Source organism: Streptomyces sp. CNB091, from assembly GCF_000377965.1.
On sequence record NZ_KB899008.1, the window covers coordinates 57,988 to 82,305 of the forward strand.

Annotated in this window: 17 protein-coding genes; 2 read left to right on the forward strand and 15 right to left on the reverse strand. The window is 71.3% G+C overall.

Annotation, left to right across the window (positions count from 1 at the left end; genetic code table 11):
• Nucleotides 1-112: 112 nt before the first annotated feature.
• The 8 genes from ispG to D581_RS0129205 form a co-directional block, all read right to left on the reverse strand.
• A complete protein-coding gene (ispG, locus tag D581_RS0129170; protein WP_026291012.1) occupies nucleotides 113-1,270 on the reverse strand; it encodes a flavodoxin-dependent (E)-4-hydroxy-3-methylbut-2-enyl-diphosphate synthase in 1,158 nt (385 codons plus the stop codon).
• A gap of 171 nt (nucleotides 1,271-1,441) precedes the next feature.
• Nucleotides 1,442-2,752: a M50 family metallopeptidase gene (locus D581_RS0129175; RefSeq protein WP_018960682.1), complete on the reverse strand. Its 1,311-nt coding sequence runs from the start codon at nucleotides 2,750-2,752 to the stop codon at nucleotides 1,442-1,444.
• Nucleotides 2,749-4,002 carry a 1-deoxy-D-xylulose-5-phosphate reductoisomerase gene (gene dxr, locus D581_RS0129180; RefSeq protein WP_018960683.1) on the reverse strand — a complete coding sequence of 418 codons (1,254 nt, stop codon included), beginning with the start codon at nucleotides 4,000-4,002 and terminating at the stop codon, nucleotides 2,749-2,751. Before dxr ends, D581_RS0129175 begins: the two co-directional genes overlap by 4 nt.
• A 70-nt stretch (nucleotides 4,003-4,072) precedes the next feature.
• A complete protein-coding gene (gene aroA / locus D581_RS0129185; RefSeq protein WP_018960684.1) occupies nucleotides 4,073-5,353 on the reverse strand; it encodes a 3-phosphoshikimate 1-carboxyvinyltransferase in 1,281 nt (426 codons plus the stop codon).
• An 88-nt stretch (nucleotides 5,354-5,441) separates the two neighbouring features.
• Nucleotides 5,442-7,397, reverse strand: a complete 1,956-nt coding sequence (locus tag D581_RS0129190; protein ID WP_018960685.1) for an acyl-CoA dehydrogenase family protein — start codon at nucleotides 7,395-7,397, stop codon at nucleotides 5,442-5,444.
• A gap of 260 nt (nucleotides 7,398-7,657) precedes the next feature.
• The gene (locus D581_RS0129195; protein WP_018960686.1) at nucleotides 7,658-9,103 is read right to left on the reverse strand and encodes an aldehyde dehydrogenase family protein; all 1,446 of its coding nucleotides are present in this window, start codon (nucleotides 9,101-9,103) and stop codon (nucleotides 7,658-7,660) included.
• Nucleotides 9,104-9,325: 222 nt separating this feature from the next.
• Nucleotides 9,326-10,900, reverse strand: a complete 1,575-nt coding sequence (locus D581_RS0129200; protein ID WP_018960687.1) for a PucR family transcriptional regulator — start codon at nucleotides 10,898-10,900, stop codon at nucleotides 9,326-9,328.
• Nucleotides 10,901-11,126: 226 nt separating this feature from the next.
• On the reverse strand, nucleotides 11,127-13,523 hold the full coding sequence (locus tag D581_RS0129205) for a hypothetical protein (protein WP_018960688.1): 2,397 nt from the start codon (nucleotides 13,521-13,523) through the stop codon (nucleotides 11,127-11,129).
• A gap of 232 nt (nucleotides 13,524-13,755) precedes the next feature.
• Here D581_RS0129205 and gabT point away from each other — a divergent pair, with 232 nt between their 5' ends.
• The gene (gabT, locus tag D581_RS0129210) at nucleotides 13,756-15,096 is read left to right on the forward strand and encodes a 4-aminobutyrate--2-oxoglutarate transaminase (RefSeq protein ID WP_018960689.1); all 1,341 of its coding nucleotides are present in this window, start codon (nucleotides 13,756-13,758) and stop codon (nucleotides 15,094-15,096) included.
• A 148-nt stretch (nucleotides 15,097-15,244) separates the two neighbouring features.
• Entirely contained in the window at nucleotides 15,245-16,084 is an 840-nt protein-coding gene (locus D581_RS0129215; protein ID WP_026291013.1) for a phosphatase PAP2 family protein, read from the forward strand.
• On the opposite strand, the gene D581_RS0129220 is transcribed toward D581_RS0129215, so the two are convergent.
• The 7 genes from D581_RS0129220 to D581_RS0129250 all read right to left on the reverse strand — a co-directional run bounded on the left by D581_RS0129220 (nucleotide 16,050) and on the right by D581_RS0129250 (nucleotide 24,278).
• The gene (locus D581_RS0129220) at nucleotides 16,050-17,873 is read right to left on the reverse strand and encodes a glycoside hydrolase family 18 protein (protein ID WP_018960691.1); all 1,824 of its coding nucleotides are present in this window, start codon (nucleotides 17,871-17,873) and stop codon (nucleotides 16,050-16,052) included. The genes D581_RS0129215 and D581_RS0129220 overlap by 35 nt on opposite strands.
• Nucleotides 17,874-17,940: 67 nt before the next feature.
• The gene (locus tag D581_RS0129225) at nucleotides 17,941-18,435 is read right to left on the reverse strand and encodes a bifunctional DNA primase/polymerase (protein WP_018960692.1); all 495 of its coding nucleotides are present in this window, start codon (nucleotides 18,433-18,435) and stop codon (nucleotides 17,941-17,943) included.
• Nucleotides 18,436-18,582: 147 nt separating this feature from the next.
• Nucleotides 18,583-19,998 (reverse strand): NAD(P)/FAD-dependent oxidoreductase, encoded by a 1,416-nt coding sequence (locus D581_RS0129230; protein ID WP_026291014.1) that lies wholly within the window; start codon nucleotides 19,996-19,998, stop codon nucleotides 18,583-18,585.
• Between the two features lie 23 nt (nucleotides 19,999-20,021).
• The gene (locus D581_RS0129235) at nucleotides 20,022-20,825 is read right to left on the reverse strand and encodes an ABC transporter permease (RefSeq protein ID WP_018960694.1); all 804 of its coding nucleotides are present in this window, start codon (nucleotides 20,823-20,825) and stop codon (nucleotides 20,022-20,024) included.
• Nucleotides 20,825-21,766, reverse strand: a complete 942-nt coding sequence (locus tag D581_RS0129240) for an ABC transporter permease (protein WP_018960695.1) — start codon at nucleotides 21,764-21,766, stop codon at nucleotides 20,825-20,827. The genes D581_RS0129235 and D581_RS0129240 overlap by 1 nt, the downstream gene beginning before the upstream one ends.
• A complete protein-coding gene (locus D581_RS0129245) occupies nucleotides 21,763-22,914 on the reverse strand; it encodes an ABC transporter ATP-binding protein (protein WP_018960696.1) in 1,152 nt (383 codons plus the stop codon). Before D581_RS0129245 ends, D581_RS0129240 begins: the two co-directional genes overlap by 4 nt.
• A gap of 116 nt (nucleotides 22,915-23,030) precedes the next feature.
• Complete coding sequence (locus D581_RS0129250; RefSeq protein WP_018960697.1) at nucleotides 23,031-24,278, reverse strand: ABC transporter substrate-binding protein; 1,248 nt, start codon at nucleotides 24,276-24,278, stop codon at nucleotides 23,031-23,033.
• Nucleotides 24,279-24,318: the final 40 nt, after the last annotated feature.

A 24,318-nucleotide genomic window follows, 5' to 3' on the forward strand; every position in this document is an offset into this window, starting at 1 on the left:
GAAGACGGTCTCCGGGCAGGGCGGTGGGGCGGGCGGGGCCGATCCCCGGACGCACCGCCGCCCCACAGGGCGCGGGGCCCGGCGGGGCGGTGATGGCGTGGAAGGGCGCGGGTCAGGCGCCGATGGAGACCTGGGGTTCGCCGGACGCGATGCCGTCCTTCTCCATCTGTTCGGCGATCTTCATGGCCTCTTCGATGAGGGTCTCGACGATCTTCGACTCGGGGACGGTCTTGATGACCTCGCCCTTCACGAAGATCTGGCCCTTGCCGTTGCCGGAGGCGACGCCGAGGTCGGCCTCGCGGGCCTCGCCGGGGCCGTTGACGACGCAGCCCATGACGGCGACGCGGAGCGGGACCTCCATGCCCTCCAGGCCGGCGCTGACCTGGTCGGCGAGCTTGTAGACGTCGACCTGCGCGCGGCCGCAGGACGGGCAGGAGACGATCTCCAGGCGGCGCTGCTTGAGGTTGAGCGCCTCAAGGATCTGGAGGCCGACCTTGACCTCCTCGGCCGGCGGGGCCGAGAGGGAGACGCGGATGGTGTCGCCGATGCCCTCGGAGAGCAGCGCGCCGAACGCGACGGCCGACTTGATGGTGCCCTGGAACGCAGGTCCGGCCTCGGTGACGCCGAGGTGCAGCGGGTAGTCGCTCTGGGCGGCGAGCTGGCGGTAGGCGTTGACCATGACGACCGGGTCGTTGTGCTTGACCGAGATCTTGATGTCGCCGAAGCCGTGCTCCTCGAAGAGGGACGCCTCCCACAGGGCCGACTCGACGAGGGCCTCGGGGGTGGCCTTGCCGTACTTCTTCAGGAGCCGCGCGTCCAGGGAGCCGGCGTTGACGCCGATCCGGATCGGGGTGCGGGTCTCGGCGGCCGCCTTGGCGATCTCCTTGACCTTGTCGTCGAACTGCTTGATGTTGCCCGGGTTGACCCGGACCGCGGCGCAGCCGGCGTCGATCGCGGCGAAGACGTACTTCGGCTGGAAGTGGATGTCGGCGATCACCGGGATCTGCGACTTCCGGGCGATCGTGGCGAGCGCGTCGGCGTCGTCCTGCGTCGGGCACGCGACGCGGACGATCTGGCAGCCGGACGCCGTCAGCTCGGCGATCTGCTGGAGCGTGGCGCCGATGTCGGACGTGCGTGTCGTCGTCATCGACTGCACGGATACGGGCGCGTCGCCGCCGACCGCGACCGTGCCGACCTGGATCTGTCGGCTGACCCTTCGGTCGGCGAGCTTGGTCGGAACGGCCGGCATTCCGAGAGAAATCGCAGTCATGCGCTGAGCATCCCCAAGGTGTGGATCAAGGTCCCGAGATCGGCGGGCTCCAGCCTTCGAGGTTACGGCACCGGAGGCGGGACGGACGCACCCTGTCGACAAGTCCACCCGTTGGTGAGCGGCCGGACACGCGGTGTGTGCCCGGCCGACACCTGGGGGCGGTCCGGCCGCTCAGGAGATCTTGACGGGGTTCACGATGTCGGCCACCAGGACCAGCAGCGTGAAGCAGATGAAGAGTCCGGCGACCACGTAGGCGACCGGCATGAGCCGGGCCACGTCGAACGGGCCGGGGTCGGGGCGGCGGAAGACCTTGGCCAGATTGCGCCGCAGGGACTCCCAGAGCGCGCCCGCGATGTGCCCGCCGTCCAGCGGGAGGAGCGGCAGCATGTTGAAGAGGAACAGGGACAGGTTGAAGCCCGCGAGCAGGAACAGCATCATCGCGACCTGGTTCTGCGCCGGGATGTCGAGGTTCATCACCTCGCCGCCGATCCGGGCCGCGCCCACCACGCCGACCGGCGAGTCGTCGGCCCGTTGGCCGTCGCTGAAGGCCGCGTCCCAGAGGGCCGGGATCTTGGACGGCAGCGCGATGATCGAGTCGACGCCGTTCTCGATCATGTCGCCCATGCGGACGGTGGAGTCGGCGAAGGAGAGCGGCACGATCTCGGTCCGGGCGGCGAAGCCCAGATAGCCCGCCTTGATGAACTGGTCCGGGACGACCTGGCCGTTGCCGTCCTTCTTCGCGACGGCGTTCTCGCGCAGGACGGCGTCGAGGGTCACTTCCCTGCCGTCGCGCTCGACGACGAGGGTGGCGGGGCCGATGGTCTCGCGGATGCGGTCCGAGAGCGTCGCCCAGTCGTCGACCTTCTTCCCGTCGAAGGCGACGATGCGGTCGCCCTCCTGGAGGCCGGCGGCCTTGGCGGGCGAGACCGGGTCGCCGTCCTCGCAGGTCTCGCGCTTGTCGCTCTGCGAGATCACGCACTGCTGGACGCCGGCGACCTCGGTGGTCTGGGTCTGGAAGCCGAAGGTCATCGCGACGCCCATGAAGATGGCGACCGCGAGGATCAGGTTCATGAAGGGGCCGGCGAACATCACGATGACGCGCTTCCACGGCTTGCGCGTGTAGAAGAGCCGCTTCTCGTCGCCCGGCTCCAGCTCCTCGTAGGCGGCGGAGCGGGCGTCCTCGATCATGCCGCGCCAGGGCGAGGTGGAGCGGGCTTCGAGCCGGCCGTCGGGGCCCGGCGGGAACATCCCGATCATGCGGATGTAGCCGCCGGCCGGGATGGCCTTGATGCCGTACTCCGTGTCGCCCTTCTTCTTCGACCAGAGCGTCGGGCCGAAGCCGACCATGTACTGCGGGACCCGGATGCCGAACATCTTGGCCGTGGAGAGGTGGCCCAGCTCGTGCCAGGCGATGGAGAAGAGCAGGCCCACGACGAAGACGGCGATCCCCAGGACCGTCAGCAGGACCGAGGTCAGACTCATGCGCGCGCCTCCGCTGTCGCTTTCGCCGAGAGTTCCCGGGCCCGTGCGCGGGCCCACGTTTCCGCTTCGAGGACGTCCGCGACGCTGAGCGAGGTTCCCGGGGCGGGGGTGCCGTGTTCGGACACCACAGCGGTGACCGTATCCATGATTCCGTTGAAGGGCAGCTGTCCGGCGAGGAAAGCGTCCACGCACTCCTCGTTCGCGGCGTTGAAGACGGCCGGCGCGGTGCCGCCGAGCCCGCCCACGTGCCGGGCGAGGCCGACCGAGGGGAAGGCCTCGGTGTCCAGCGGGAAGAACTCCCAGCTGGAGGCCTTCGTCCAGTCGAAGGCGGGGGCGGCGTCCGGGACGCGCTGGGGCCAGCCGAGGCCGATGGCGATGGGGCCTCCCATGTCCGGCGGGGTGGCCTGGGCGAGCGTGGAGCCGTCGCTGAACTCGACCATGGAGTGCACGTAGGACTGCGGGTGGACCACGACCTCGATCCGGTCGAACGGAATGTCGTAGAGGAGGTGCGCCTCGATGACCTCCAGGCCCTTGTTGACCAGGGTCGCGGAGTTGATCGTGATGACCGGTCCCATCGCCCAGGTCGGGTGGGCGAGCGCCTGCTCCCGGGTGACGTCGGCCAGCTCCTCGCGCGTACGGCCCCGGAAGGGTCCTCCGGAGGCGGTGACGACGAGCTTGCGGACGTCGGCGCGGGTGCCGGCGGCCAGCGCCTGGAAGAGCGCGGCGTGCTCGGAGTCGACCGGGATGATCTGGCCGGGGGCGGCGAGCGCCTTCACCAGCGGGCCGCCGACGATCAGCGACTCCTTGTTGGCGAGGGCGAGCGTGCGGCCCGCCTTGAGCGCGGCCAGGGTGGGGGCGAGCCCGATGGAGCCGGTGATGCCGTTGAGCACGGTGTGGCAGGCGCTCGCGGCGAGGGTGGTGGCGGCGTCGGGTCCGGCCAGGATCTCGGGGAGCGGCTCGCCGGGCCCGTAGCTCTCCCGCAGCGCCGTGCGCAGGGCGGGGACCGCGTCCTCGACGGCGACGGCGACCGTGTCGACCCGGAGCCGGCGGGCCTGCTCGGCCAGCAGGGCGACCCGGCCGCCGGCGGCCGAGAGCGCCGTGACCCGGAAGCGGTCGGGGTTGCGCAGGACCAGGTCGATGGCCTGGGTGCCGATGGACCCGGTGGAGCCGAGGATCACGAGATCCCGGCGGCCGTCCACGGCGTCGAAGACGAGATGCGGGTCGGCGAGGGGGGCGGGGCTGTCGCTCATGCCCCCATTGTTGCCGCTCCGGCTGTGTGCGGGGACAGCGCGTCCCGTGTGGGCCGCGCCGCCCCTCCCGTCAGCGCGCCACCAGGCCGTCCGCGAAGCCCTGGAACACCTCGTGGAAGCGCGGGAACGTCTTGCGTACGCAGCCGGGGTCGTCGTACGTCAGTCCTGGGGTGCGCAGTCCGGCGACGGCGAAGGACATCACGATGCGGTGGTCGCCGTGGGTGGCGATCCGGGTCGGCTTCGGTGTCCCGGGGTGGATCTCGATCCAGTCGGGCCCGGTGTGGACGGTGATGCCCATGGCGCGCAGGTTCCCGGCGCACGCCTCCAGTCGGTCGCACTCCTTGACCCGGGTGTTGGCGACGTCCTCGATCCGCACGGGTCCGTCCGCGTAGGGGGCGATGGCGGCGAGGGTCGGCATGGTGTCGGAGATGTCGCGCATGTTGACGGTGAGGCCGCGGAGCCGGCCGGTGGAGCGGACGGTGGTGGCGTCGGCACCCACCTCCACCTCGGCGCCCATGTCCCGCAGGACGTCGACGAAGCGCAGGTCACCCTGGAGCGCGCCGGTGCCGAGGCCGGGGACGGTGACCTCGCGGCCGGTGAGGGCGGCGGCGGCGAAGAAGTAGCTCGCGGTGGAGGCGTCGGGCTCGACGGCGTACGCGGTGGCCCGGTAGCCGCCGACGGAGCCTCCCCTGTTCGGGCGAAGCCGAGAACTCGGGGAAGGGACGGCGAAGGTGTTCCCCTCCCGCAGTACCTCCACGCCGAAGTCGCGCATCATCGCGAGGGTGATCTCGACGTACGGCGCGGAGACCAGCTCGGTGACCTCGATCCGCAGCCCCTTCGCGGTGAGCGGTCCGAGCATCAGCAGTGCGGTGAGGTACTGGGACGACTCCCCCGCGTCCAGGGCGATCTCGCCGCCCTCGATCCCGGCGGCCCGGACGGTCAGCGGGTGGTGCCCCTCGGCCGCCTCGTGGCGCAGGTCGACGCCGAGGGCGGTGAGGGCGCGGGTGAGCGGGGCGAGCGGGCGGCGGCGCATCTGGGCGGAGGCGTCGAAGCGGTACGTGCCGGAGGCGGCTGCCGCGACGAGGGTGGGCAGGAAGCGGGCGGTGGTCGCGCCGTCGCGGCAGAAGACGTCGGCGTCGGGTACGCCCGGCCCGGCGGGGCGGCCCTCGACGTGCCAGCGGTCGGCCTCCCGGTCGACCCTGTAGCCGAGGCTCTTCAGGCCTTCGGCGAAGCCCTCGGTGTCGTCCGAGCGCAGCGGCCGCAGCAGGGTGGTGGTGCCGTCCGCCGCGGCGGCCAGGAAGAGGGCGCGGGCGGTGACGGACTTGGAGCCGGGGATGTCGATGACGGTCACGGCCCTCATCCTGCCCGGCAGCGGGCGGGGCGTACGGGGTGCGTCCGGTGCGTGGACGGGGTGGACGCACCCCGGTCGGCCTCGGGGCTCAGCGCACCGGTCGGTGCTGGTTCTCCCGGGCGGAGGGCCCCGGGGTGGCGTCCGCGATCCAGGGGCCCTCGCCGCTGGGGTCGACGACACCCTCCTCCAGCCAGGTGTACGTCCCCGCCAGGACGCCGTCGACGACGTGCCGGTCGAGGTCGTCGGTGTTGGACCACAGGCGGGTGAACAGCTCCTCGACCCGGATGCGGGCCTGCCGGCAGAAGGCGTCCGCGAGCTGGTAGGCCTCGCGGCCGTGCTCCCCGGTCCCGCGCAGGTGCTCGGCGCGGACGCAGGCGGCGCTCATCGCGAAGAGTTCGGCCCCGATGTCGACGATCCGGCCGAGGAAGCCCTGCTTGGTCTCCATCCGCCCCTGCCAGCGGGACATGGCGTAGAAGGTGGACCGGGCCAGCTTGCGCGAGGACCGTTCGACGTACCGGAGGTGACCGGAGAGGTCGCGGTGCCCGGCGGGGTGGAACTCGGCGTACGTACGCGGCAGTTGTCCCGGCCCGGCGACGAGTTTGGGCAGCCAGCGGGCATAGAACCCGGCGGCGTTCGCGCCCGCCTTCGCCTTGGCGGAGAGCGGCTTGTCGGGGTCGATGATGTCGCCCGCGACCTTGAGGTGGGCGTCGACGGCCTCGCGGGCGATCAGCAGGTGCATGATCTCGGTGGAGCCCTCGAAGATCCGGTTGATCCGCATGTCCCGGAGCATCTGCTCGGCGGGCACGGCGCGTTCGCCGCGGGCGGCCAGCGACTCGGCGGTCTCGAAACCCCGGCCGCCGCGGATCTGGACCAGTTCGTCGGCGATCAGCCAGCCCATCTCGGAGCCGTACAGCTTGGCGAGGGCGGCCTCGATGCGGATGTCGTTGCGGTCCTCGTCGGCCATCTGCGAGGAGAGGTCGACGATGGCCTCCAGGGCGAAGGTGGTGGCCGCGATGAACGAGATCTTCGCGCCGACCGCCTCGTGCTTGGCGACGGGCCTGCCCCACTGTTCCCGGACGCCCGACCATTCGCGGGCGATTTTCAGGGACCACTTGCCGACGCCCACGCACATCGCGGGCAGCGAGAGGCGGCCGGTGTTGAGGGTGGTCAGGGCGATCTTCAGGCCGGCGCCCTCCGGCCCGATCCGGCAGGCGCCGGGCACCCGGACCCGGTGGAAGCGGGTGACGCCGTTCTCGATGCCGCGCAGCCCCATGAAGGCGTTGCGGTGCTCGACGGTGACGCCCGGGGCGTCGGCCTCGACGACGAACGCGGTGATGCCGCCGGGGTGGCCCTCGGAGGCGGGAACCCTGGCCATGACGACGAGGAGGTCGGCGACGACGCCGTTGGTGGTCCAGAGCTTCACGCCGTCGAGGACGTAGTCCGGCCCGTCGGGCACCGCGGAGGTGGCGAGGCGGGCCGGGTCGGAGCCGACGTCCGGCTCGGTCAGCAGGAAGGCGGAGACGTCGGTGGTGGCCAGCCGGGGCAGGTAGACGTCCTTCTGCTCCTGGGTGCCGAAGATCTTCAGGGGCTGCGGTACGCCGATCGACTGATGCGCGGAGAGCAGCGCGCCGATCGCGGGGCTGGCCGAGCCGGCCAGGGCGAGCGCCTTGTTGTAGTACACCTGGGTGAGGCCGAGCCCGCCGTACTTGGTCTCGATCTTCATCCCGAGCGCGCCGAGCTCCTTGAGACCGGCGATCACCTCGTCGGGGATCTTCGCCTCGCGTTCGATCCGCGCGCTGTCCACACGCGTCTCGCAGAACGTGCGCAGCCGCGCCAGGAACTCCTCGCCGCGCCGGATGTCGTCGGGCGGCGGCAGGGGGTGCGGATGGATCAGATCCAGACGGAAGCGCCCCAGGAACAGCTCCTTGGCGAAGCTGGGCTTGCGCCAGTCCTGCTCCCGGGCGGCCTCGGCGACCCGGCGCGCCTCGCGTTCGGTGACCTTGGGCGCCCTGGGGGCCTGAGGGGTGTCGTGTGGTGCGGACATGAGGGACCTCACCTCGCCGCGCGCCACCGGACGGATGGACCCCTGAACCTGGACGCACGGACTGCTAGTCGCTGCTGCTACTGGGCTGCTCCTGGTCCGTATGTAACCCGTGTACCCGTGGTTCGGCACCCGCACGAGTGCCCGCGCGCGGATAACGCGGACGGCCCGAACCCCCGCACAGTGGGTTCGGGCCGTCCGTTTCGCGCCCCCCGCCCGCACCCGCTGTCCAGGCGGGGGCGCGGGCGGGGTCGTCCGGGGTGTTACAGGGCGAGGCCGGTGAGGACCAGGACGCGCTCGTAGGTGTAGTCGTCCATGGCGTAGCGGACGCCCTCGCGGCCGACGCCGGACTGCTTGGCCCCGCCGTACGGCATCTGGTCGGCGCGGTACGAGGGGACGTCGCCGATGATCACGCCGCCGACCTCCAGGGCGCGGTGGGCGCGGAAGGCGGTCTGGAGGTCGTGGGTGAAGACGCCGGCCTGGAGGCCGTACTCGGAGGAGTTGACGGCGGCGAACGCCTCCGCCTCGCCGTCCACCTTCTGGAGGGACATGACCGGGCCGAAGACCTCTTCGCAGGAGAGCTTCACACCGTCGGGGAGGCCGGCGACGACGGTCGGGGCGTAGGTGGCCCCGTCGCGCTTGCCGCCGGTGAGCAGCTGGGCGCCGCCCTGGACGGCCTCGTCGACCCAGGACTCGACGCGCTTGGCCGCGTCCTCGCTGACGAGGGGGCCGACGTCGGTGGCGGCGTCGGCCGGGTCACCGGTGACCAGGGCCTCGACGGCGGCGACGATCTTGGGGACGAGCCGGTCGTAGACGGCGGCGTCGGCGATGACGCGCTGCACGGAGATGCAGGACTGGCCGCCCTGGTAGTTGGAGAACGTGGCGATCCGGGTGGCGGCCCAGTCGAGGTCGGCCTCGGACGCGTAGTCGCCGAGGACGACGGCCGCGCCGTTGCCGCCGAGCTCCAGGGTGCAGTGCTTGCGGGGCGCCGACTCCATGATCGCGTAGCCGACCGGGCCCGAGCCGGTGAAGGAGATGACCGGCAGCCGCTCGTCCTGGACGACTGCGGGCATCTTGTCGTTGGGGACCGTCAGGACGGACCAGGAGCCGGCCGGCAGGTCGGTCTCGGCGAGCAGCTCGCCCAGGACGAGGGCCGAGATCGGGGTGGCCGGGGCCGGCTTGAGGATGATCGGGGCGCCGACGGCGATGGCCGGGGCGACCTTGTGGGCGCTGAGGTTCAGCGGGAAGTTGAAGGGCGCGATGCCGAGGACGGCCCCGCGCGGGAAGCGCCGGGTCAGCCCGAGCCGGCCGGTGCCGCCGAGGTCGGTGTCGAGCCGCTGGGCCTCGCCACCGTTGAAGCGGCGGGCCTCCTCGGCGGCGAACCGGAACACGGACACGGCCCGGCCGACCTCGCCGCGGGCCCACTTGATCGGCTTGCCGTTCTCCGCCGAGATCAGCTGGGCGATCTCCTCGGTGCGCTCCGTCAGCCGCCGTACGACGTGGTCGAGGGCCGCGGCCCGGACGTGCGCCGGGGTGGCGGCGAACTCGTCGCGCACCGCGTGGGCGGCGGCGACGGCCTCCTCGACCTGGGCGTCGGTCGGCACGCTGACGGTGCCGACGAGGCGTCCGTCGTACGGGTTGGTGACGTCGAAGCTGTCGGCACCGGTGGCCTGGCGGCCGGCCACCCAGAAGGCGTGGGGCGAAGTCATGGAGGTTCCGGCCCTTCGGAGGTCGTGAGCAGTCGTGAGGAGGTCGCGACCGAAGTCGTGACGAAGGTCGTGGGCGCCCGGGAGGCTTCCCGCTGTGGTCCCACGGTAGGGCGGGGAGGGCGCGATCGTGTTTGTCCGGGGTGGAGTGGACTGGGCGTCCGCTGCTCCGATTTGGCCAGAGGATTACGGGTGGGCCGACGCCCGCCGGGAGTAGCCCCCGGGCTACTCCCCGGCGGGCGTCGCCGCCTCGGTCGTCTTGAGGGCGAGCCACAGCTCCATGCGCACGTCCGGGTCGTCCAGCGAGCGCCCCAGGATCTCCTCCACACGGCGCATCCGGTAGCGCAGGGTGTGCCGGTGCACGCCCAGGTCGGCGGCGGCGGCGTCCCACTGGCCGTGGCGGGAGAGCCAGGCGCGCAGGGAGGCCACGAGGTCGCCGCGGCCCTTGGCGTCGTGCTCGTACAGCGCGCGGAGCATGCCGTCGGCGAAGGCCCGTACCGCGTCGTCGGCGAGCAGCGGCAGCACCGAGCCGGTGGCCAGCTCCTCGTGCTCGACCAGCGCCCTGCCGCGCCTACGGGCGACGGAGAGGGCCTGTTCGGCCTGCTTGTACGCGGCGGAGACGGCGATCGGGCCCGAGGGGGCGGAGAGGCCGACCACGACGTCGCTGTCCTCGGCGCCGCCCTCGCGCGGGGCGCGGTCGTCCTGGGCCTCGGCGTAGGCGGCGCAGGCGGCGACGGCGGAGCCGCCGTCCGCGGCGAGCACGACGACGCGCTCGCCCTCGGGGACCAGGAGCAGCGCCTCGCCGGAGCGGGCGGCGGCGGCCTCCATCGTCTCGGTGAGCAGCTCGGACCCGGCGGGGGCGGCGGTCTCGGCGATGAGCAGCCGGAACGGGGCGTCGAGCAGCCCGCCGTAGAGGTCGCCGGCGACCGCCCGCGCATGGTCGGGCTGTCCGGCGAGGAGCATGCGCAGGACGGCGGCGCCCAGGCGCTGTTCGGCGCCCTGGAGGGAGCGGGATCGGGCGGTGGTCAGGGTGAGCAGGGCGACGGCGGAGTGCACGGCGTAGCGCTCGGCGGTCCCGAGCGCCGCTCCCGTGCCGACGGCCAGCGCGCCGCGGGCCCGACGGCCGGAGCCCAGCGACTGGAGCTCGACCCGGTCCTCGCTGTCCCCGACGACGACGCTTGCGGGGGCGGGGCGGTCCCGGAGGCGTTCGACGTCGGGGGTGAGGCGGGCGGCCCGGCGGGCGGCCCAGTCGGGGGCGGCGGCGAGGACCGCGCCCGAGGTGTCGTACAGCGCGGCCCAGCCGTCGATGTGGGCGGCGAGCCGGGCGAGGAGGTCGGCGGGCCCGTCCCCGGCGAGCGCGGCCTTCGTCAGCTCGCGCTGGGCCTCGAAGCCGGCGGTGACCGCGCGGTACTGGTCGGCGGCGATGGCCGCGGAGACGGCCTTGCTGATGGCGAGGAACGGGGTGCGGCGGGGAACTTCGAGGAGCGGCAGCCCGGCCTCCTCGGCGGCCTCCACGAGGGCGGCCGGGATGTCGTCGTAGTTCACCCCGACCGCGAACCCCACCCCGGCGACCCCGGCCCCGGCCAGCCGCCGCACATAGCGCCGCATGGACTCGGGGTCGTCGGCGTCGAGATTGGTGGCGGTCACGAGGAGGAGTTCGCCGCCGTCCATGTACGGGACGGGGTCGGCCAGCTCGCTGGCGTGGGCCCAGCGCACGGGGGTGCCGAGCCGGTCCGCGCCCGCGCGCACCGTGAGCTTGAGCGCCGAGTGCTGGACGAGCGAGGCGAGCGTGGGGGGCATGGGCCGAGAACCCTCAAGGTCGGGGACGAGGTCGCGGCGCCACCCTGCGGACGGCCGGATCGCCGGCCGGATCGGTGACACCGAAGTTCGCCGTCGCGTATGAACGGCTGTCTCCGATTCTGCCAGGGCGGCAGAGTGCCGGTAACCGCTCTCAGCCGCTGCTCCCAGCCGTCTTTCGCGCCACTTCCCGGTACTCGTTCTCCGCTACTCGCTCCCGGCAGGTGTCTCAGCCGTCGAGGTGGACGAGGAGGGGGGGTGCGTGTTCGCCCTGAACGGTGGTGAGCGAGAGGACGGCGTGCCCGGCCGGCACCGCGTACGCCAGCTCCGAGGCGGACCAGCGCTCCCGCTCGACCTGACGTACGGTCACCGCGTCCGTGGTCACGGCCTTGCCGGTGACGAGTTTGCGCAGGGCGTGCAGGGCGCGGGTGAACGGCTGGTCGGCGAAGACGGTGTGCTGGGCGACCTCGCGGGTCTCGACCCATTCCTTGCCCCAGGCCTCGGCGAAGCGTGTGCCTTCCCAGGTGGTGATGCCGGGGAACGTCATCAGGCAGCCGACCGCGCCGAGCAGCGCCGCGTGCAGATGCGGCCCCACGTCGTCGAGGGACCGTACGGCCAGGACCGCCCCGGCGTTCAGCTGCCGCAGACGCTGCACCGCCCGGACGGAGTCGGTGGTCATCGCGCTCGCGGCATCGTCCAGTACGAGCGCGGCGAAGAGAGAGGCGTCCCGACGCGCACCGACGCTGGAGACGAACTGGGCGAAGACCAGACGGGTGAGAATGCGCGAGGCCTCGGGGTGGCTTCGCTCCGGCAGCACGATCTTGACGCGCACCGGATGTTCCAGGGCGCGCAGGGAGAAGGGCCTCGACCGGCCCCGGGTGTCGAAGAAGGTACTGAAGGCGGGCCTGTCGAGAAAGGCGATCCGGTCCGCCAGCACTCCGCTGAGGTCCGCGGACGTACCCAGCTGGCGCTCGCGTGCGTCGACCTCCCGCAGATAGGAACGATGTTCCTCCGGCTGGAGGTCAGCGCGGAGCAGGTCCAGCACCTGACGGCCGCCGTCGAGCAGTTCCCGCAGCTCCGGCAGCGACGGGAAGCGGCCACGGGCGGCGTTGAACGGGCCGATGAGCTGGCCCAGCGTGACGGCGGCCCGACGGCTGTCCACATCCGGCAGATCGCCGGTGAAGGCCTCCGACAGGAGCATCGCGGCCTCGTCCGGGTCGGTGATCCCGCCGTAGAGGTCGAGGTCGTACACCGAGTCGGCGTCGCCGATCTTCACCACGACGTCGTAGGAAGCCTCGGGCCCCAGCTCGGCGCCTTCGGCGGAGACGACGACCACGGCCGCCCGCCCGGCCAGTGCCTGGAGGGAGAGCGACTCCACCACCGGCCTCACCAGGCGTCGCGTCCGGTCGGAGCCGTGGGGGCCGACTGCCAGAAGCGAGGTACCGAGGACGGAAGGGTCGAGAGCCGCTCCCGCCCCCCTCCGGGCGGAGGGATTGCGCGGGTGTTCGGCGTAGGCGCCCATCCGCACCTGCGCGGTCAGCAGATCGTGGGTGGCGGCGCGGACCGGGAGATCGCGGTCGCCCGAGGGATGCAGACAGGCCGCCGCCCCGCGCTTCACCACTCCGTCGACGAAGACGCCGGGCGGAAGAGCCCCGGCCTCCACCCGCGACCACGCGTGGCCGATCCTGGCGCAGTCGACATCGTTCATGCGCCGGGCGGCGACCTCGGCGGCAAGCCGGTCGGCGGCCCCGGGCTGCCCCGCGGCCCTCAGCCGCGGCCACACCGCGGGATCCTCACCCGTCTCGGGCTCGGTTTCCGGAGGGGCGCCGACGGGGCCGGGCTTCCGGAAGAACTCCAGCCATCCGCCGGTCCGGGCGAACGGCCACAGCAGAGCCGCCCCGATCAGGACGTAGACGGCCACCCCCATGACGGCAGCCGTCTCCGGATCGCCGCGGAACACGGACACCGGCACCAGCGCGTGAAGGACGGCGTAGAAGAACGGAAGCAGGCTCGTGCCCAGGACGATCCACACCACCAGGAGACCCGCGAGCGCGGCGGCAAGCGCCCTGGCGGGTTGGGGCCGGTCCATGACCAGCCTCCGGTACAGCGCCGGCCAGTTGCCGAGCCGTCCGCAGAAATAGATCAGGAGGGCGGCGAAGAGACTGTTGTAGACGGCGCTGGCCGTCCGCGCGGACTGCCCTGGTTCGCCGCGCCACCAGTCGGAGGGGGTGAACAGTTTCAGGGGGAGCCGCTGCACGGCGATGTAGTCGGTGCGCCAGACGGCCCACGCGAAGATCCCACAGGCGATCGAGATGAGCACACCCACGACCAGAGCGCGGGTGGGCACCTCGGCCGAGTCTCCCGCCGGCCTCGGCCGGTGCCCGTACCGCCAGAGGCCGGGCTCGGCGTCCGCGCGATGCGCCCGGAGCCACTGCCGAACATCGAGGACCGCGGCGGGCGAACGGGGCGGAAGCGGGGGCAGGGGAGGCGGAGGCGGCGTGGGACGAGGCACCCTGACGGCGCCGGGCCCGCCCCCGTAGGAGCCGCCGAGCCACCGCGCGCCGGGATCGTCCGCACCCTGCCCGCCCTGCTCACGCTGCGAGTCGTACGTGCCCTCGGTGCCCATTGCCACTGCTCCCCTGACGTGCCAAGGCGGTATCTCGGTGCAGTCGCTCAATCTAGTACCCGGAATCAGAACCTCATGGTCATTCCCGGCACCCAGGTCACTTCATCCCACCATCTGTCCGCCGAGGACAAGGACACGTTCCCACCACTCCCGATCGGAGCATGCCCGCACCCCTCCCCCGCCCCTAGCCTGCGAGAAGAAGAGCGTCCGAAACACCCCCCAGGAGCCCCTCATGACCGCAATTCCGCAGGAGCGCCGCGTCGTCACCGCCATCCCCGGCCCGAAGTCGGTGGAGCTGCAGGCTCGCCGTCTCGCCGCCGTCGCCGCAGGTGTGGGCTCCACCCTGCCGGTGTTCACCGCCCGTGCGGGCGGGGGGATCATCGAGGACGTGGACGGCAACCGGCTGATCGACTTCGGGTCCGGGATCGCCGTGACCTCCGTGGGCGCCTCCGCCGAGGCCGTGGTGCGGCGGGCCTCCGCGCAGCTCGCGGAGTTCACCCACACCTGTTTCATGGTCACGCCGTACGAGGGGTACGTCGAGGTCTGCGAGCAGCTCGCCGAGCTGACGCCGGGCGACCACGCGAAGAAGTCCGCGCTGTTCAACTCGGGCGCCGAGGCCGTCGAGAACGCGGTGAAGATCGCCCGCGCATACACCAAGCGCACCGCCGTCGTCGTCTTCGACCACGGCTACCACGGCCGCACCAACCTCACCATGGGCATGACGGCGAAGAACATGCCGTACAAGCAGGGCTTCGGCCCGTTCGCGCCCGAGGTCTACCGCGTCCCGGTCGCCTACGGCTACCGCTGGCCGACCGGGCCCGAGAACGCCGGCGCCGAGGCGTCCGCGCAGGCCATCGACGAGATCACCAAGCAGATCGGCGCGGACAACGTCGCCGCGATCATCATCGAGCCGGTACTCGGCGAGGGCGGCTTCATCGAGCCGGCCAAGGGCTTCCTCCCGGCGATCGCGCGGTTCGCGAAAAACCACGGCATCGTGTTCGTCGCGGACGAGATCCAGTCCGGCTTCTGCCGTACCGGCCAGTGGTTCGCCTGCGAGGACGAGGGCATCGTCCCGGACCTGATCACCACCGCCAAGGGCATCGCCGGCGGTCTGCCGCTGTCCGCCGTGACGGGCCGGGCCGAGATCATGGACGCCGCGCACGCGGGCGGCCTGGGCGGTACGTACGGCGGTAACCCGGTGGCCTGCGCCGGAGCGCTCGGCGCCATCGAGACGATGCGCGAGCTGGACCTGAACGGGAAGGCCAGGCGGATCGAGGAGGTCATGAAGGGCCGCCTCGCCGAGATGCGGGCCAAGCTGCCGAACGGCGACATCATCGGCGACATCCGCGGTCGCGGCGCGATGATCGCGATCGAGCTGGTGAGGTCCGGCTCGAAGGACCCGAACCCGGAGGCGGCCGGCGCGCTCGCGAAGGCCTGTCACGCCGAGGGCGTCCTGGTGCTCACCTGCGGCACGTACGGCAACGTCCTGCGCTTCCTGCCGCCGTTGGTGATCGGCGAGGACCTGCTGAACGAGGGCCTCGACGTGATCGAGCAGGCGTTCGGCACGCTCTGATCCTTCGAACCCGGGGCCGGGCGGGGGCGGCCTTTCACCGCTTCCGTCCGCCATCCGGGTGAGGGCCTGTGAAGAACGTGTGCGGGGGCGATGGCGGGAGGCGGTGTCGACTGTCGGCCGCCCCTCCGCTGCCGTACGGTTTCTGCAGATGAGAGAAACACCTCGGTCGCGGGAAACCGCGGCCGACGCCGGGCCGGGGCTCCCCCCGCGCCGTCCCGGGCGTGCGTTCGCGCACACCGGAGCCTCCGGCTCCGGGACTCCTCACCGATCGGACGGCCGCCCGCCCCACACCCCCCGGGGCGCGCGGCGAACCGATCCCGCCGGCCATCCCGGAACAACCCCCCCTGTTCCCGGGTGGCCGGCCCCTCTCGTTCTCCGCTTCCTCGGCCTCGGTCTGCTCGCGGTTCTCTTCTCGCTGATCACCTGGCAGGTCGCCCTCCAGGGTCCGCTGCTGCGGCTCGACGAGCGCGTGGGCGGGGAGCTGTTCGGTCGCGGCCCGGCTCCGCTGACGCAGGTGCTCTCCGATCTCGGCGGGATGCCGGTGGCGCTTCCGGTGCTGAGCTGCGCGGTCGGGTACGCGCTGTGGCGCGGCGCCCGGCGGCTCGCCGTGTACGCGGCCCTCACCATGGCGGCGGTGCCCGCGCTGGTGATCCCGCTGAAGGTGGCGACGGCCCGGCAGGGGCCGCTGACCGAGGCGGTCAACTACTACCCGTCCGGTCATACGGCGACGGCCGCCGTGGCGTACGGGGCGTCGGCCCTGGTGCTGCTGGCCCTCCCGCGTCCGTCGTGGCTCCGGGAGGCTTCCTGGCCCCGGGCGTGGATGATGCCCGTCGCCGCGATCCTGTTGACCACGGCGACGGGCATCGGTCTGGTGCTGCACGGCTACCACTGGCCTCTGGACGTGCTGGCCAGTTGGTGCCTGGGGCCTGTCGTGCTCGCGCCCCTGTGGTGGGTCAGTTGCCGAAGTAGGCGTCGAAGTTCCGGCTGAACTCCCAGTTGTTGAAGCGGTCCCAGTTGATCGACCAGGTCATCAGGCCGCGCAGGTCGGACCAGGTCCCGTGGGTCTGGTAGGAGCCGCAGTCGGTCTTCTTGGTCAGGCAGTTGAGCGCCTTGTTGACCTCGGCCGGTGAGGTGTGGCCGTTGGCCGCCTGGGTGGAGGCCGGGAGGCCGATGGCGACCTGGTCGGGGCGCAGGCCGGGGAAGACCTTGCCGGTGTCGCCCGCCACGGGGAAGCCCGCGAGCAGCATGTCGGTCATCGCGATGTGGAAGTCCGCGCCGCCCATCGAGTGGTACTGGTTGTCCAGGCCCATGATCGGACCCGAGTTGTAGTCCTGGACGTGCAGCAGGGTCAGGTCGTCGCGCAGTGCGTGGATGACCGGCAGGTAGGAGCCGGCGCGCGGGTCCTGACCGCCCCAGGGGCCGGAACCGTAGAACTGGTAGCCGAGCTGCACGAAGAAGGTCTCGGGCGCCATGGTGAGGACGAAGTCCGGGCCGTACTTCGCCTTGAGGGACTTCACCGCGGAGATCAGGTTGACGATCACCGGTGTGGTGGGGCTGCGGAAGTCGGTGTCGCCGGTGTTGAGGGAGAGGGAGTGCCCCTCGAAGTCGATGTCCAGGCCGTCCAGGCCGTAGGTGTCGATGATCTTCGAGACGGAGGTGACGAAGGCGTCCCGGGCCGCGGTGGAGCCGAGCTGCACCTGTCCGTTCTGGCCGCCGATCGAGATCAGCACCTTCTTGCCCGCGGCCTGCTTGGCCTTGATCGCGGCCTTGAACTCCGCCTCGGACTCGACGTTCGGGCACTCGGCGACCGGGCAGAGCGCGAAGCGGATGTCGCCGGAGGTGACGGAGGTGGGCTCACCGAAGGCGAGGTTGATGACGTCCCAGGAGGCGGGCACGTCCGCCAGCCGGGTGTAGCCGGAGCCGTTGGCGAAGCTGGAGTGCAGGTAGCCGACGAGGGCGCGGGGCGGGAGCTTGGTGTCGCCTCCCCCTCCGCCCGCCGTGGTGGTCGCGGTGATGGCGGCCGACTTCGCGGACTCTCCGGCCGCGTTGGCGGCGGTGACCTGGAAGCTGTACGCGGTGGAGGCGGTCAGGCCGGTCACGGTGGCGGAGGGACCGGTGGCCGTGGCGACCTTCGTACCGCCGCGGTAGACGTGGTAGCCGCTCGCGCCGGAGACGGCGTTCCAGGAGAGCGCGACCGAGGAGGAGGTGATCGCCGTGGTCTTCAGGCCGGCGGGGACGGCCGGGATCACGACGGGCTCGCCGCCGGGGCCGACGAGGGTGAGGTCGTCGGCGTAGTAGGCCGGGGTGCCGTACCAGCCGTGGGTGTAGACGCTCACGGAGGTGGTGGAGGGGCCCGTCTTGAAGGTGGTGGTGAGCTGCTTCCACGCACCGGGGGACTGGGTCCAGGTGGAGACGTCGGTGGTGCCGGTGCCGGTCGCGCCGAGGTAGACGTGGCTGCCCTGCACCCAGGCGCTCAGCGTGTACGAGGAGTTGGGCTTGACCGTGATGCTCTGCGAGCACTTGGCGTGGTCGTTGCCGGCCGGGGTCGCCTTGAGCGCGGAGACGCCGCTGCGGGTGGGCGTGGAGACGGCCGCGCCGCTGGAGGCCGCGCAGTTCCAGCCGTCCAGGCCCGCCTCGAAGCCGCCGTTGCGTGCCAGGTCCACATCGGCGGCGCCTGCCGCCGGGGCCGAGGCGACCAGGGCTCCGGCGGCGAGCAGGCCGGCCGAGCAGACGGCCAGAAGTCTGGAGAATCTGACAGTTGGTCCGGTGCGTTCCACAACAGCCTCCGCGCAGGGGGGAATTCGGGTTGGCGTGCGCACAACATGGTCCAGACCAATCAGGTTGTCAAGACCTCTGGCGGCCCTCCCAGCCCTCCGGACGCTCCCCGCGGGCGTCCCGGGCGGCCGCGCCCGCCGCCTCGTGCATCGCGAGTTCGAGGAGTCCGGCGTCCGTGAGGGTCCCTGAACCGTCCGGCGGGACCAGCCAGCGCACTCCCCCGGTGACCCGCCCCGGGTAGGGGACGACGATCCAGGTGCCCCGGCCGCAGCCCCTGATCCCGGTGCCGATCCAGCGGGAGGCGGTGCCCGGCGGGACGAAGAAGCCCATGCGCGACTCGCCGAAGTCGGCGAGAACGGGGCCCGGACGGTCGATCAGGCGGGTGAGTACGTCGAGCGTCGGGTAGCCCAGTTCGCCCGGGAGGATCAGGACGTCCCAGCGCCTGCCGGCCGGAAGGAGCGCGATCCCCTGCGGATTGCGCTCCCACTCCCACCGGCAGGCGGCCGGGTCCGGTGCCACCGATGTGAGCCACTCGACCGCGGCTTTCGTTTCCGAGCCCGTCATGACCAGCCTCCCGTCGACGTGAGCACCGGCGGGGTTCCGCCGGTGCGTACACATGCGAGAGAGGGTTCGGTGCCGACTATGACGCGGGTTGGTGCTACTGATCAGTAGTGAGCTGGGTCACAGCATCTGACCTGGGCCGGAAGCGGCTCAGCTGTCGAAGCCGAGGCCCAGCCGGTCCATGGCCCTCAGCCAGAGATTGCGGTGCCCGCCGTTGCTGTCGGCGCGGGCCAGGGACCGCTTGGTGATCTCGATCCCGGCCCAGGCGAAGGGCTCCGGCGGGAACGGCATCGGCTTGGAACGGACCATGTCCAGCCGGGTCCGTGCCGTCTCCTCGCCGGAGAGCAGATCGAGCATCACGTCGGCCCCGAAACGGGTCGATCCGACACCGAGACCGGTGTATCCGGCGGCGTACGCGACCCGGCCCTGATGGGCCGTTCCGAAGAACGCCGTAAAGCGGGAACAGGTGTCGATCGCACCGCCCCAGGCGTGCGAGAAATGCAGTCCGGAAAGCTGCGGGAAGCAGGTGAAGAACTGCTCCGCGAGTTTCAGGAACGTCTCCGGCCGCTGGTCGAGATCGGCGCTGAGCCGGCCTCCGTACGGGTAGATCGCGTCGTATCCGCCCCACAGGATCCGGTTGTCCGCGGAAAGCCGGAAGTAGTGGAACTGATGGGCGCTGTCGCCCAGTCCCTGGCGCCCCTTCCAGCCGATGGAGTCGAGCTGCTCCGGGGTGAGCGGGTCGGTCATCAGCGCGTAGTCGTAGACGGGCACGGTGTACGGGCGGATCCGCTTGACGAGCGACGGGAAGATGTTGGTGCCCAGCGCGACGCGGCGCGCGAAGACCCGTCCGTACGGGGTGCGGACCGCCATTCCCGATCCGGAGCGGACCAGGTCCAGGCCCCGGGTGTGCTCGTGAATCCGTACGCCCAGCTCCAGGCAGGCCCGCTTCAGGCCCCAGGCGAGCTTCGCCGGGTGCAGCATCGCGACGCCGCGCCGGTCCCAGAGCCCGCCGAGGAAGGTGGGCGAGTCGACCTCCGCGCGGAGGGCCTCACGGTCCAGGAAGTCCACGCCCGTGATGCCGAGCCCCACGATCTCCTCGTGCCATTCCCGCAGCTCCTGGAGCTGGTGGGGTTCGGTGGCGACGTCGATCTCGCCGGTGCGCTCGAACTCGCAGTCGATGCCGTAGCGGGCGACCGCGGCCTCGATGGCGTCGAGGTTGCGCTCCCCCAGCTCCTCCAGCTTCGCGATCTCGTCCGGCCAGCGCTCCACGCCGTTGGCCAGGCCGTGGGTGAGGGAGGCGGCGCAGAAGCCGCCGTTGCGGCCCGAGGCGGCCCAGCCCACCTCGTGCCCCTCGATGAGGACGACGTCCCGGTCCGGGTCGCGCTCCTTGGCGATGAGCGCGGTCCACAGACCGCTGTAGCCGCCGCCGACGACCAGCAGGTCGGTGTGCTCGTCGCCGGTGAGGGCGGGCAGCGGATCGGGCTTGGCCGGGTCGTCCAGCCAGTAGGAGACCGGCTTGGCGCCGGAGAGTGATCGTGCGGCAGTACGCATGGCAGCTGGGGCCATGGTTTCCAACTCCTTCGGGACTTTCAGGGTCGAGCGTTGTTCTTCCGCCGGGCGGCTATGACCTGGCCGACGAGAACCACCGATATCGCCATGATGAACATGGCGGTGCCGATGACGTTGATCTGCACGGGCGTGCCGCGCTGTGCCGATCCCCAGACGAACATGGGGAACGTGACGGTGGAGCCCGCGTTGAAATTCGTGATGATGAAATCGTCGAACGAGAGCGCGAAGGCGAGCAGCGCTCCCGCCGCGATCCCTGGGGCGGCGATGGGGAGGGTCACCCGCACGAAGGTCTGCACGGGGCCCGCGTACAGGTCGCGGGCGGCTTCCTCCAGTCTCGAGTCCATCGACATGACACGCGCCTTGACGGCCGTGACGACGAAGCTGAGGCAGAACATGATGTGGGCGATGAGCACGGTCCAGAAGCCGAGCTGGGCGCCCATGTTCAGGAACAGCGTGAGCAGGGACGCGGCCATGACGACCTCGGGCATCGCCATCGGCAGGAAGATCAGCGAGTTGATCGCGCCGCGCGCCCGGAAGCGGTAGCGGACCAGCGCGAACGCGATCATCGTGCCGAGCGCGGTCGCCCCGAGCGTCGCCCAGAAGGCGATCTGGAGCGAGAGGGAGAGCGAGCCGCACAGGTCGGCGACGCCGCAGGGGTCCTTCCAGGCGTCCAGCGAGAACCGCTGCCAGGCGTAGTTGAAGCGCCCGTTGGGCTTGTTGAACGAGAACACCATCACGACGATGTTCGGAACGATCATGTACGCGAGGGTCAGCAGACCGGCGATGACGACCAGGTTCCGGCGTATCCAGCGCAGTACGGGCATCAGACCAGGTCCTCCGTACCGGAGCGGCGGATGTAGAAGGTGACCGCCAGCAGGACGATCGCCATGAGGATGAACGAGAGCGCGGCGGCCGTCGGATAGTCCAGGACCCGCAGGAACTGGCTCTGGATGACGCTGCCGACCATCTTGGTGTCCGTGGAGCCCAGCAGCTCGGCGTTGACGTAGTCGCCGCTGGCCGGGATGAAGGTGAGCAGGGTGCCGGAGACGACGCCGGGCATGGAGAGCGGGAACGTCACCTTGCGGAAGGTGGTGGTGGGGGTGGCGTAGAGGTCGCCCGCCGCCTCGTGCAGCCGGCCGTCGATCCGCTCCAGTGAGGTGTAGAGCGGCAGGATCATGAACGGCAGGAAGTTGTACGTGAGGCCGCAGACGACGGCCATCGGGGTGGCGAGGACCCGGTTGGACTCGGTCCAGCCGAGCCAGCTGGTGACGTCCAGGACGTGCAGGGTGTTCAGCACGTCCACGACCGCGCCGCCGTCGGCGAGGATCGTCTTCCAGGCCAGCGTACGGATGAGGAAGCTGGTGAAGAACGGGGCGATGACCAGGACGAGCACCAGGTTGCGCCAGCGGCCCGCCTTGAAGGCGATGAGGTAGGCGAGCGGGTAGCCCAGCAGCAGGCACAGGATCGTGGCGGTGCCCGCGTACAGCAGGGACCGGATGAACTGCGGGTAGTACTCGCGCAGCGCGTCCACGTACGTCTGGAAGTGCCAGGTGATCTCGAAGCCCTGCTCCAGCGAGCCGGTCTGTACGGAGGTGGAGGCCTGGTAGACGAGCGGCAGGGCGAAGAAGACGACCAGCCAGAGGATGCCGGGGAGCAGCAGCCAGTAGGGGACGAGCCGTTTGCGGGTGGAGGGCTTGCGGAGCACCGGTTCCCTGGGCTCCTCCGGCTGGGAGGGGGGCGCGGGCGGCGCCTCGGTGAGGCTCACGCCGCGTCCTCCACGCTCTCCACGCCGGCGTCGATGTCTTGGTCGGCGTCGAGTCCGAAGGTGTGGGCGGGGTTCCAGTGCAGGACCACCTCGGCGCCGGGAAGGAGTCCCGTGCGCCGGTCGACGTTCTGCTCGTACACCTGGAGCGCCTTGCCCGCCGGGCTCTCGACCACGTACTGGGTGGAGACGCCGATGAAGCTGGAGTCGACGACGCGGCCGGTGACGCGGTTGCGGCCGACGGCTATGGAGTCCGCGTCGTCCGCGTGGGCCAGGGATATCTTCTCGGGCCGGATCCCGAGGAGGAGCCGGCCGCCGCTCGTCGTGGGGGCGGAACATCGCTCGCGGGGCAGGGTGAGCTTGCCGCCGCCCGCGGCCACCACCAGATCGTCGCCCGTGGAGAGGACCTCGCCCTCGATGAGGTTGGACGTGCCGAGGAAGTTGGCGACGAAGGTGGTGCGCGGGTTCTCGTAGAGGTCGGCGGGCGCGCCGAGTTGCTCGACCCGGCCCCCGTTCATCACCGCGACGGTGTCGGCCATGGTCATGGCCTCCTCCTGGTCGTGGGTGACGTGCACGAAGGTGATGCCGACCTCGGTCTGGATCCGTTTGAGCTCCAGTTGCATCTGGCGCCGGAGCTTGAGGTCGAGGGCGCCGAGCGGTTCGTCGAGCAGCAGGACCTGCGGGTGGTTGATGAGCGCGCGGGCGACGGCGACGCGCTGCTGCTGGCCGCCGGAGAGCTGGTGCGGTTTACGCCGGGCGAAGTCGCCGAGCTCGACGAGCTCCAGCATGTCGTCGACCTGCTTCTTCACCGACTTGATGCCGCGACGGCGCAGCCCGAAGGCGACGTTCTCGGTGATGTCCAGGTGCGGGAAGAGCGCGTAGCTCTGGAAGACGGTGTTGACGGGCCGCTTGTACGGGGGCAGGTCGGTGATGTCCTTCTCCCCGAGGAAGACCGTGCCGGTGGTGGCCTCCTCCAGGCCCGCGATCATCCGCAGGGTGGTGGTCTTGCCGCAGCCGGACGCGCCGAGCAGGGCGAAGAAGGAGCCCTGGGGGACGGTCAGGTCGAGCGGCTGCACGGCGGTGAAGGAGCCGTAGGTCTTGCTGATCCCGGCGAGGCGGACATCGCCGCCCGCGGTCTGCTGCTGTGTCATGGGTCGCAGTCCCAGTGTGTTCGGGGGGAGTTCGGGGAAAGGGGTGGCGGGTGACCTCGGAGGGGCCGGGCCGGGCGGGTTGTCCCGGACGGTGCGGCCGGCGGCGGGTCCGGTGGTCAGGCGCCGATGAGCTTGGCGAACTTCTCCTCGTACGCCGTCTCTTCCTTCGAGGACAGGGAGCGGAAGGAGCGGGACTTCGCCGCCATCTCCCTGTCGGGAAGGATCAGCGTGTTGGAGGCCATCGACGCGTCGATCTTCGCGAGTTCGTCGCGTACGCCGTCGACCGGGCAGACGTAGTTGATGTACGCGGCGAGCTGGGCGGCGACCGGCGGTTCGTAGTAGTAGTCGATGAGCTTCTCGGCGTTGGTCTTGTGCCGGGCCTGCGCGGGGACCAGGAGGTTGTCGCTGGAGGTGATGTATCCGGCGGCCGGGATCGCGAACCTGATGTCCGGGTTGTCGGCCTGGAGCTGGATGACGTCCCCGGCCCAGCCGACGCAGGCGGCGATGTCGCCCTTGCTGAGGTCGGCGGTGTAGTCGTTGCCGGTGAAGCGGCGGATCTGCTTCTTGTCGACGGCCTTCTGGAGGCGGCCGATCGCGCCGTCGAAGTCGGTGTCGGTGAACTTCCCCGGGTCCTTGCCCTGGTCGAGGAGGGTCATGCCGATGGTGTCGCGCATCTCGGAGAGGAAGGAGACGCGGCCCTTGAGCTTCGGGTCGTCGAGCAGCTGGGTGACGGAGTCGACCTTGCGGCCGCCGGTCGCCTTCACGTTGTACGCGATGACGGTCGGGATGCCGGTCCAGGGATAGGAGTAGGCGCGGCCCGGGTCCCAGTCGGGGGTGCGGAACTGGGCGGAGACGTTCGCGAAGGCGTGCGGGAGGTTCGAGGGGTCGAGCTTCTGCGCCCAGCCGAGCCGGATGATGCGGGCGGCGAGCCAGTCGGTGACGCATATGAGGTCGCGCCCGGTGTTCTGGCCGGCCGCGAGCTGCGGTTTGATCTTCCCGAAGAACTCGACGTTGTCGTTGATGTCCTCGGTGTACTTGACCCTGATCCCGGTGCGCTGGGTGAAGGCCTCCAGGGTGGGGCGGCCCTTCTCGTCCTCGCTGACGTCCATGTACTCGGTCCAGTTGGAGAAGGTGACTTCCTTCTCCTCGGCCGAGTGGTCGTCGGAGGCCGTTCCGGCGTCGGCGCGTTTGGCGGGCGGGATGCCGCACGCGCCGAGGGTGGCCATGCCGCCCAGTGCGAGCGCGCCCATGCCGGAGGCGCGCAGCAGGGAGCGGCGGGTGAGGGCGCCCCTGCCGCTGGTCAGGGAACGCCTCATGGCCGCCAGTTGGGCGGACGAGAGGCGTTCGGGCTCGTAACTCTCCATACGCGTTGCCCTTTCGGGTGGGAGGCCGCTCGGGCCCGTG

Excerpts from the sequence above, each read along its gene's own strand:
- D581_RS0129230 (WP_026291014.1), bottom strand. The coding sequence starts at position 19,998 with ATGGCCCCAGCTGCCATGCGTACTGCCGCACGATCACTCTCCGGCGCC.
- D581_RS0129215 (WP_026291013.1), top strand. The coding sequence starts at position 15,245 with ATGAGAGAAACACCTCGGTCGCGGGAAACCGCGGCCGACGCCGGGCCG.
- D581_RS0129245 (WP_018960696.1), bottom strand. The coding sequence starts at position 22,914 with ATGACACAGCAGCAGACCGCGGGCGGCGATGTCCGCCTCGCCGGGATC.
- ispG (WP_026291012.1), bottom strand. The coding sequence starts at position 1,270 with ATGACTGCGATTTCTCTCGGAATGCCGGCCGTTCCGACCAAGCTCGCC.
- gabT (WP_018960689.1), top strand. The coding sequence starts at position 13,756 with ATGACCGCAATTCCGCAGGAGCGCCGCGTCGTCACCGCCATCCCCGGC.
- D581_RS0129205 (WP_018960688.1), bottom strand. The coding sequence starts at position 13,523 with ATGGGCACCGAGGGCACGTACGACTCGCAGCGTGAGCAGGGCGGGCAG.
- D581_RS0129175 (WP_018960682.1), bottom strand. The coding sequence starts at position 2,752 with ATGAGTCTGACCTCGGTCCTGCTGACGGTCCTGGGGATCGCCGTCTTC.
- D581_RS0129190 (WP_018960685.1), bottom strand. The coding sequence starts at position 7,397 with ATGTCCGCACCACACGACACCCCTCAGGCCCCCAGGGCGCCCAAGGTC.
- D581_RS0129195 (WP_018960686.1), bottom strand. The coding sequence starts at position 9,103 with ATGACTTCGCCCCACGCCTTCTGGGTGGCCGGCCGCCAGGCCACCGGT.
- D581_RS0129200 (WP_018960687.1), bottom strand. The coding sequence starts at position 10,900 with ATGCCCCCCACGCTCGCCTCGCTCGTCCAGCACTCGGCGCTCAAGCTC.
- dxr (WP_018960683.1), bottom strand. The coding sequence starts at position 4,002 with ATGAGCGACAGCCCCGCCCCCCTCGCCGACCCGCATCTCGTCTTCGAC.
- D581_RS0129235 (WP_018960694.1), bottom strand. The coding sequence starts at position 20,825 with ATGCCCGTACTGCGCTGGATACGCCGGAACCTGGTCGTCATCGCCGGT.
- D581_RS0129225 (WP_018960692.1), bottom strand. The coding sequence starts at position 18,435 with ATGACGGGCTCGGAAACGAAAGCCGCGGTCGAGTGGCTCACATCGGTG.
- D581_RS0129250 (WP_018960697.1), bottom strand. The coding sequence starts at position 24,278 with ATGGAGAGTTACGAGCCCGAACGCCTCTCGTCCGCCCAACTGGCGGCC.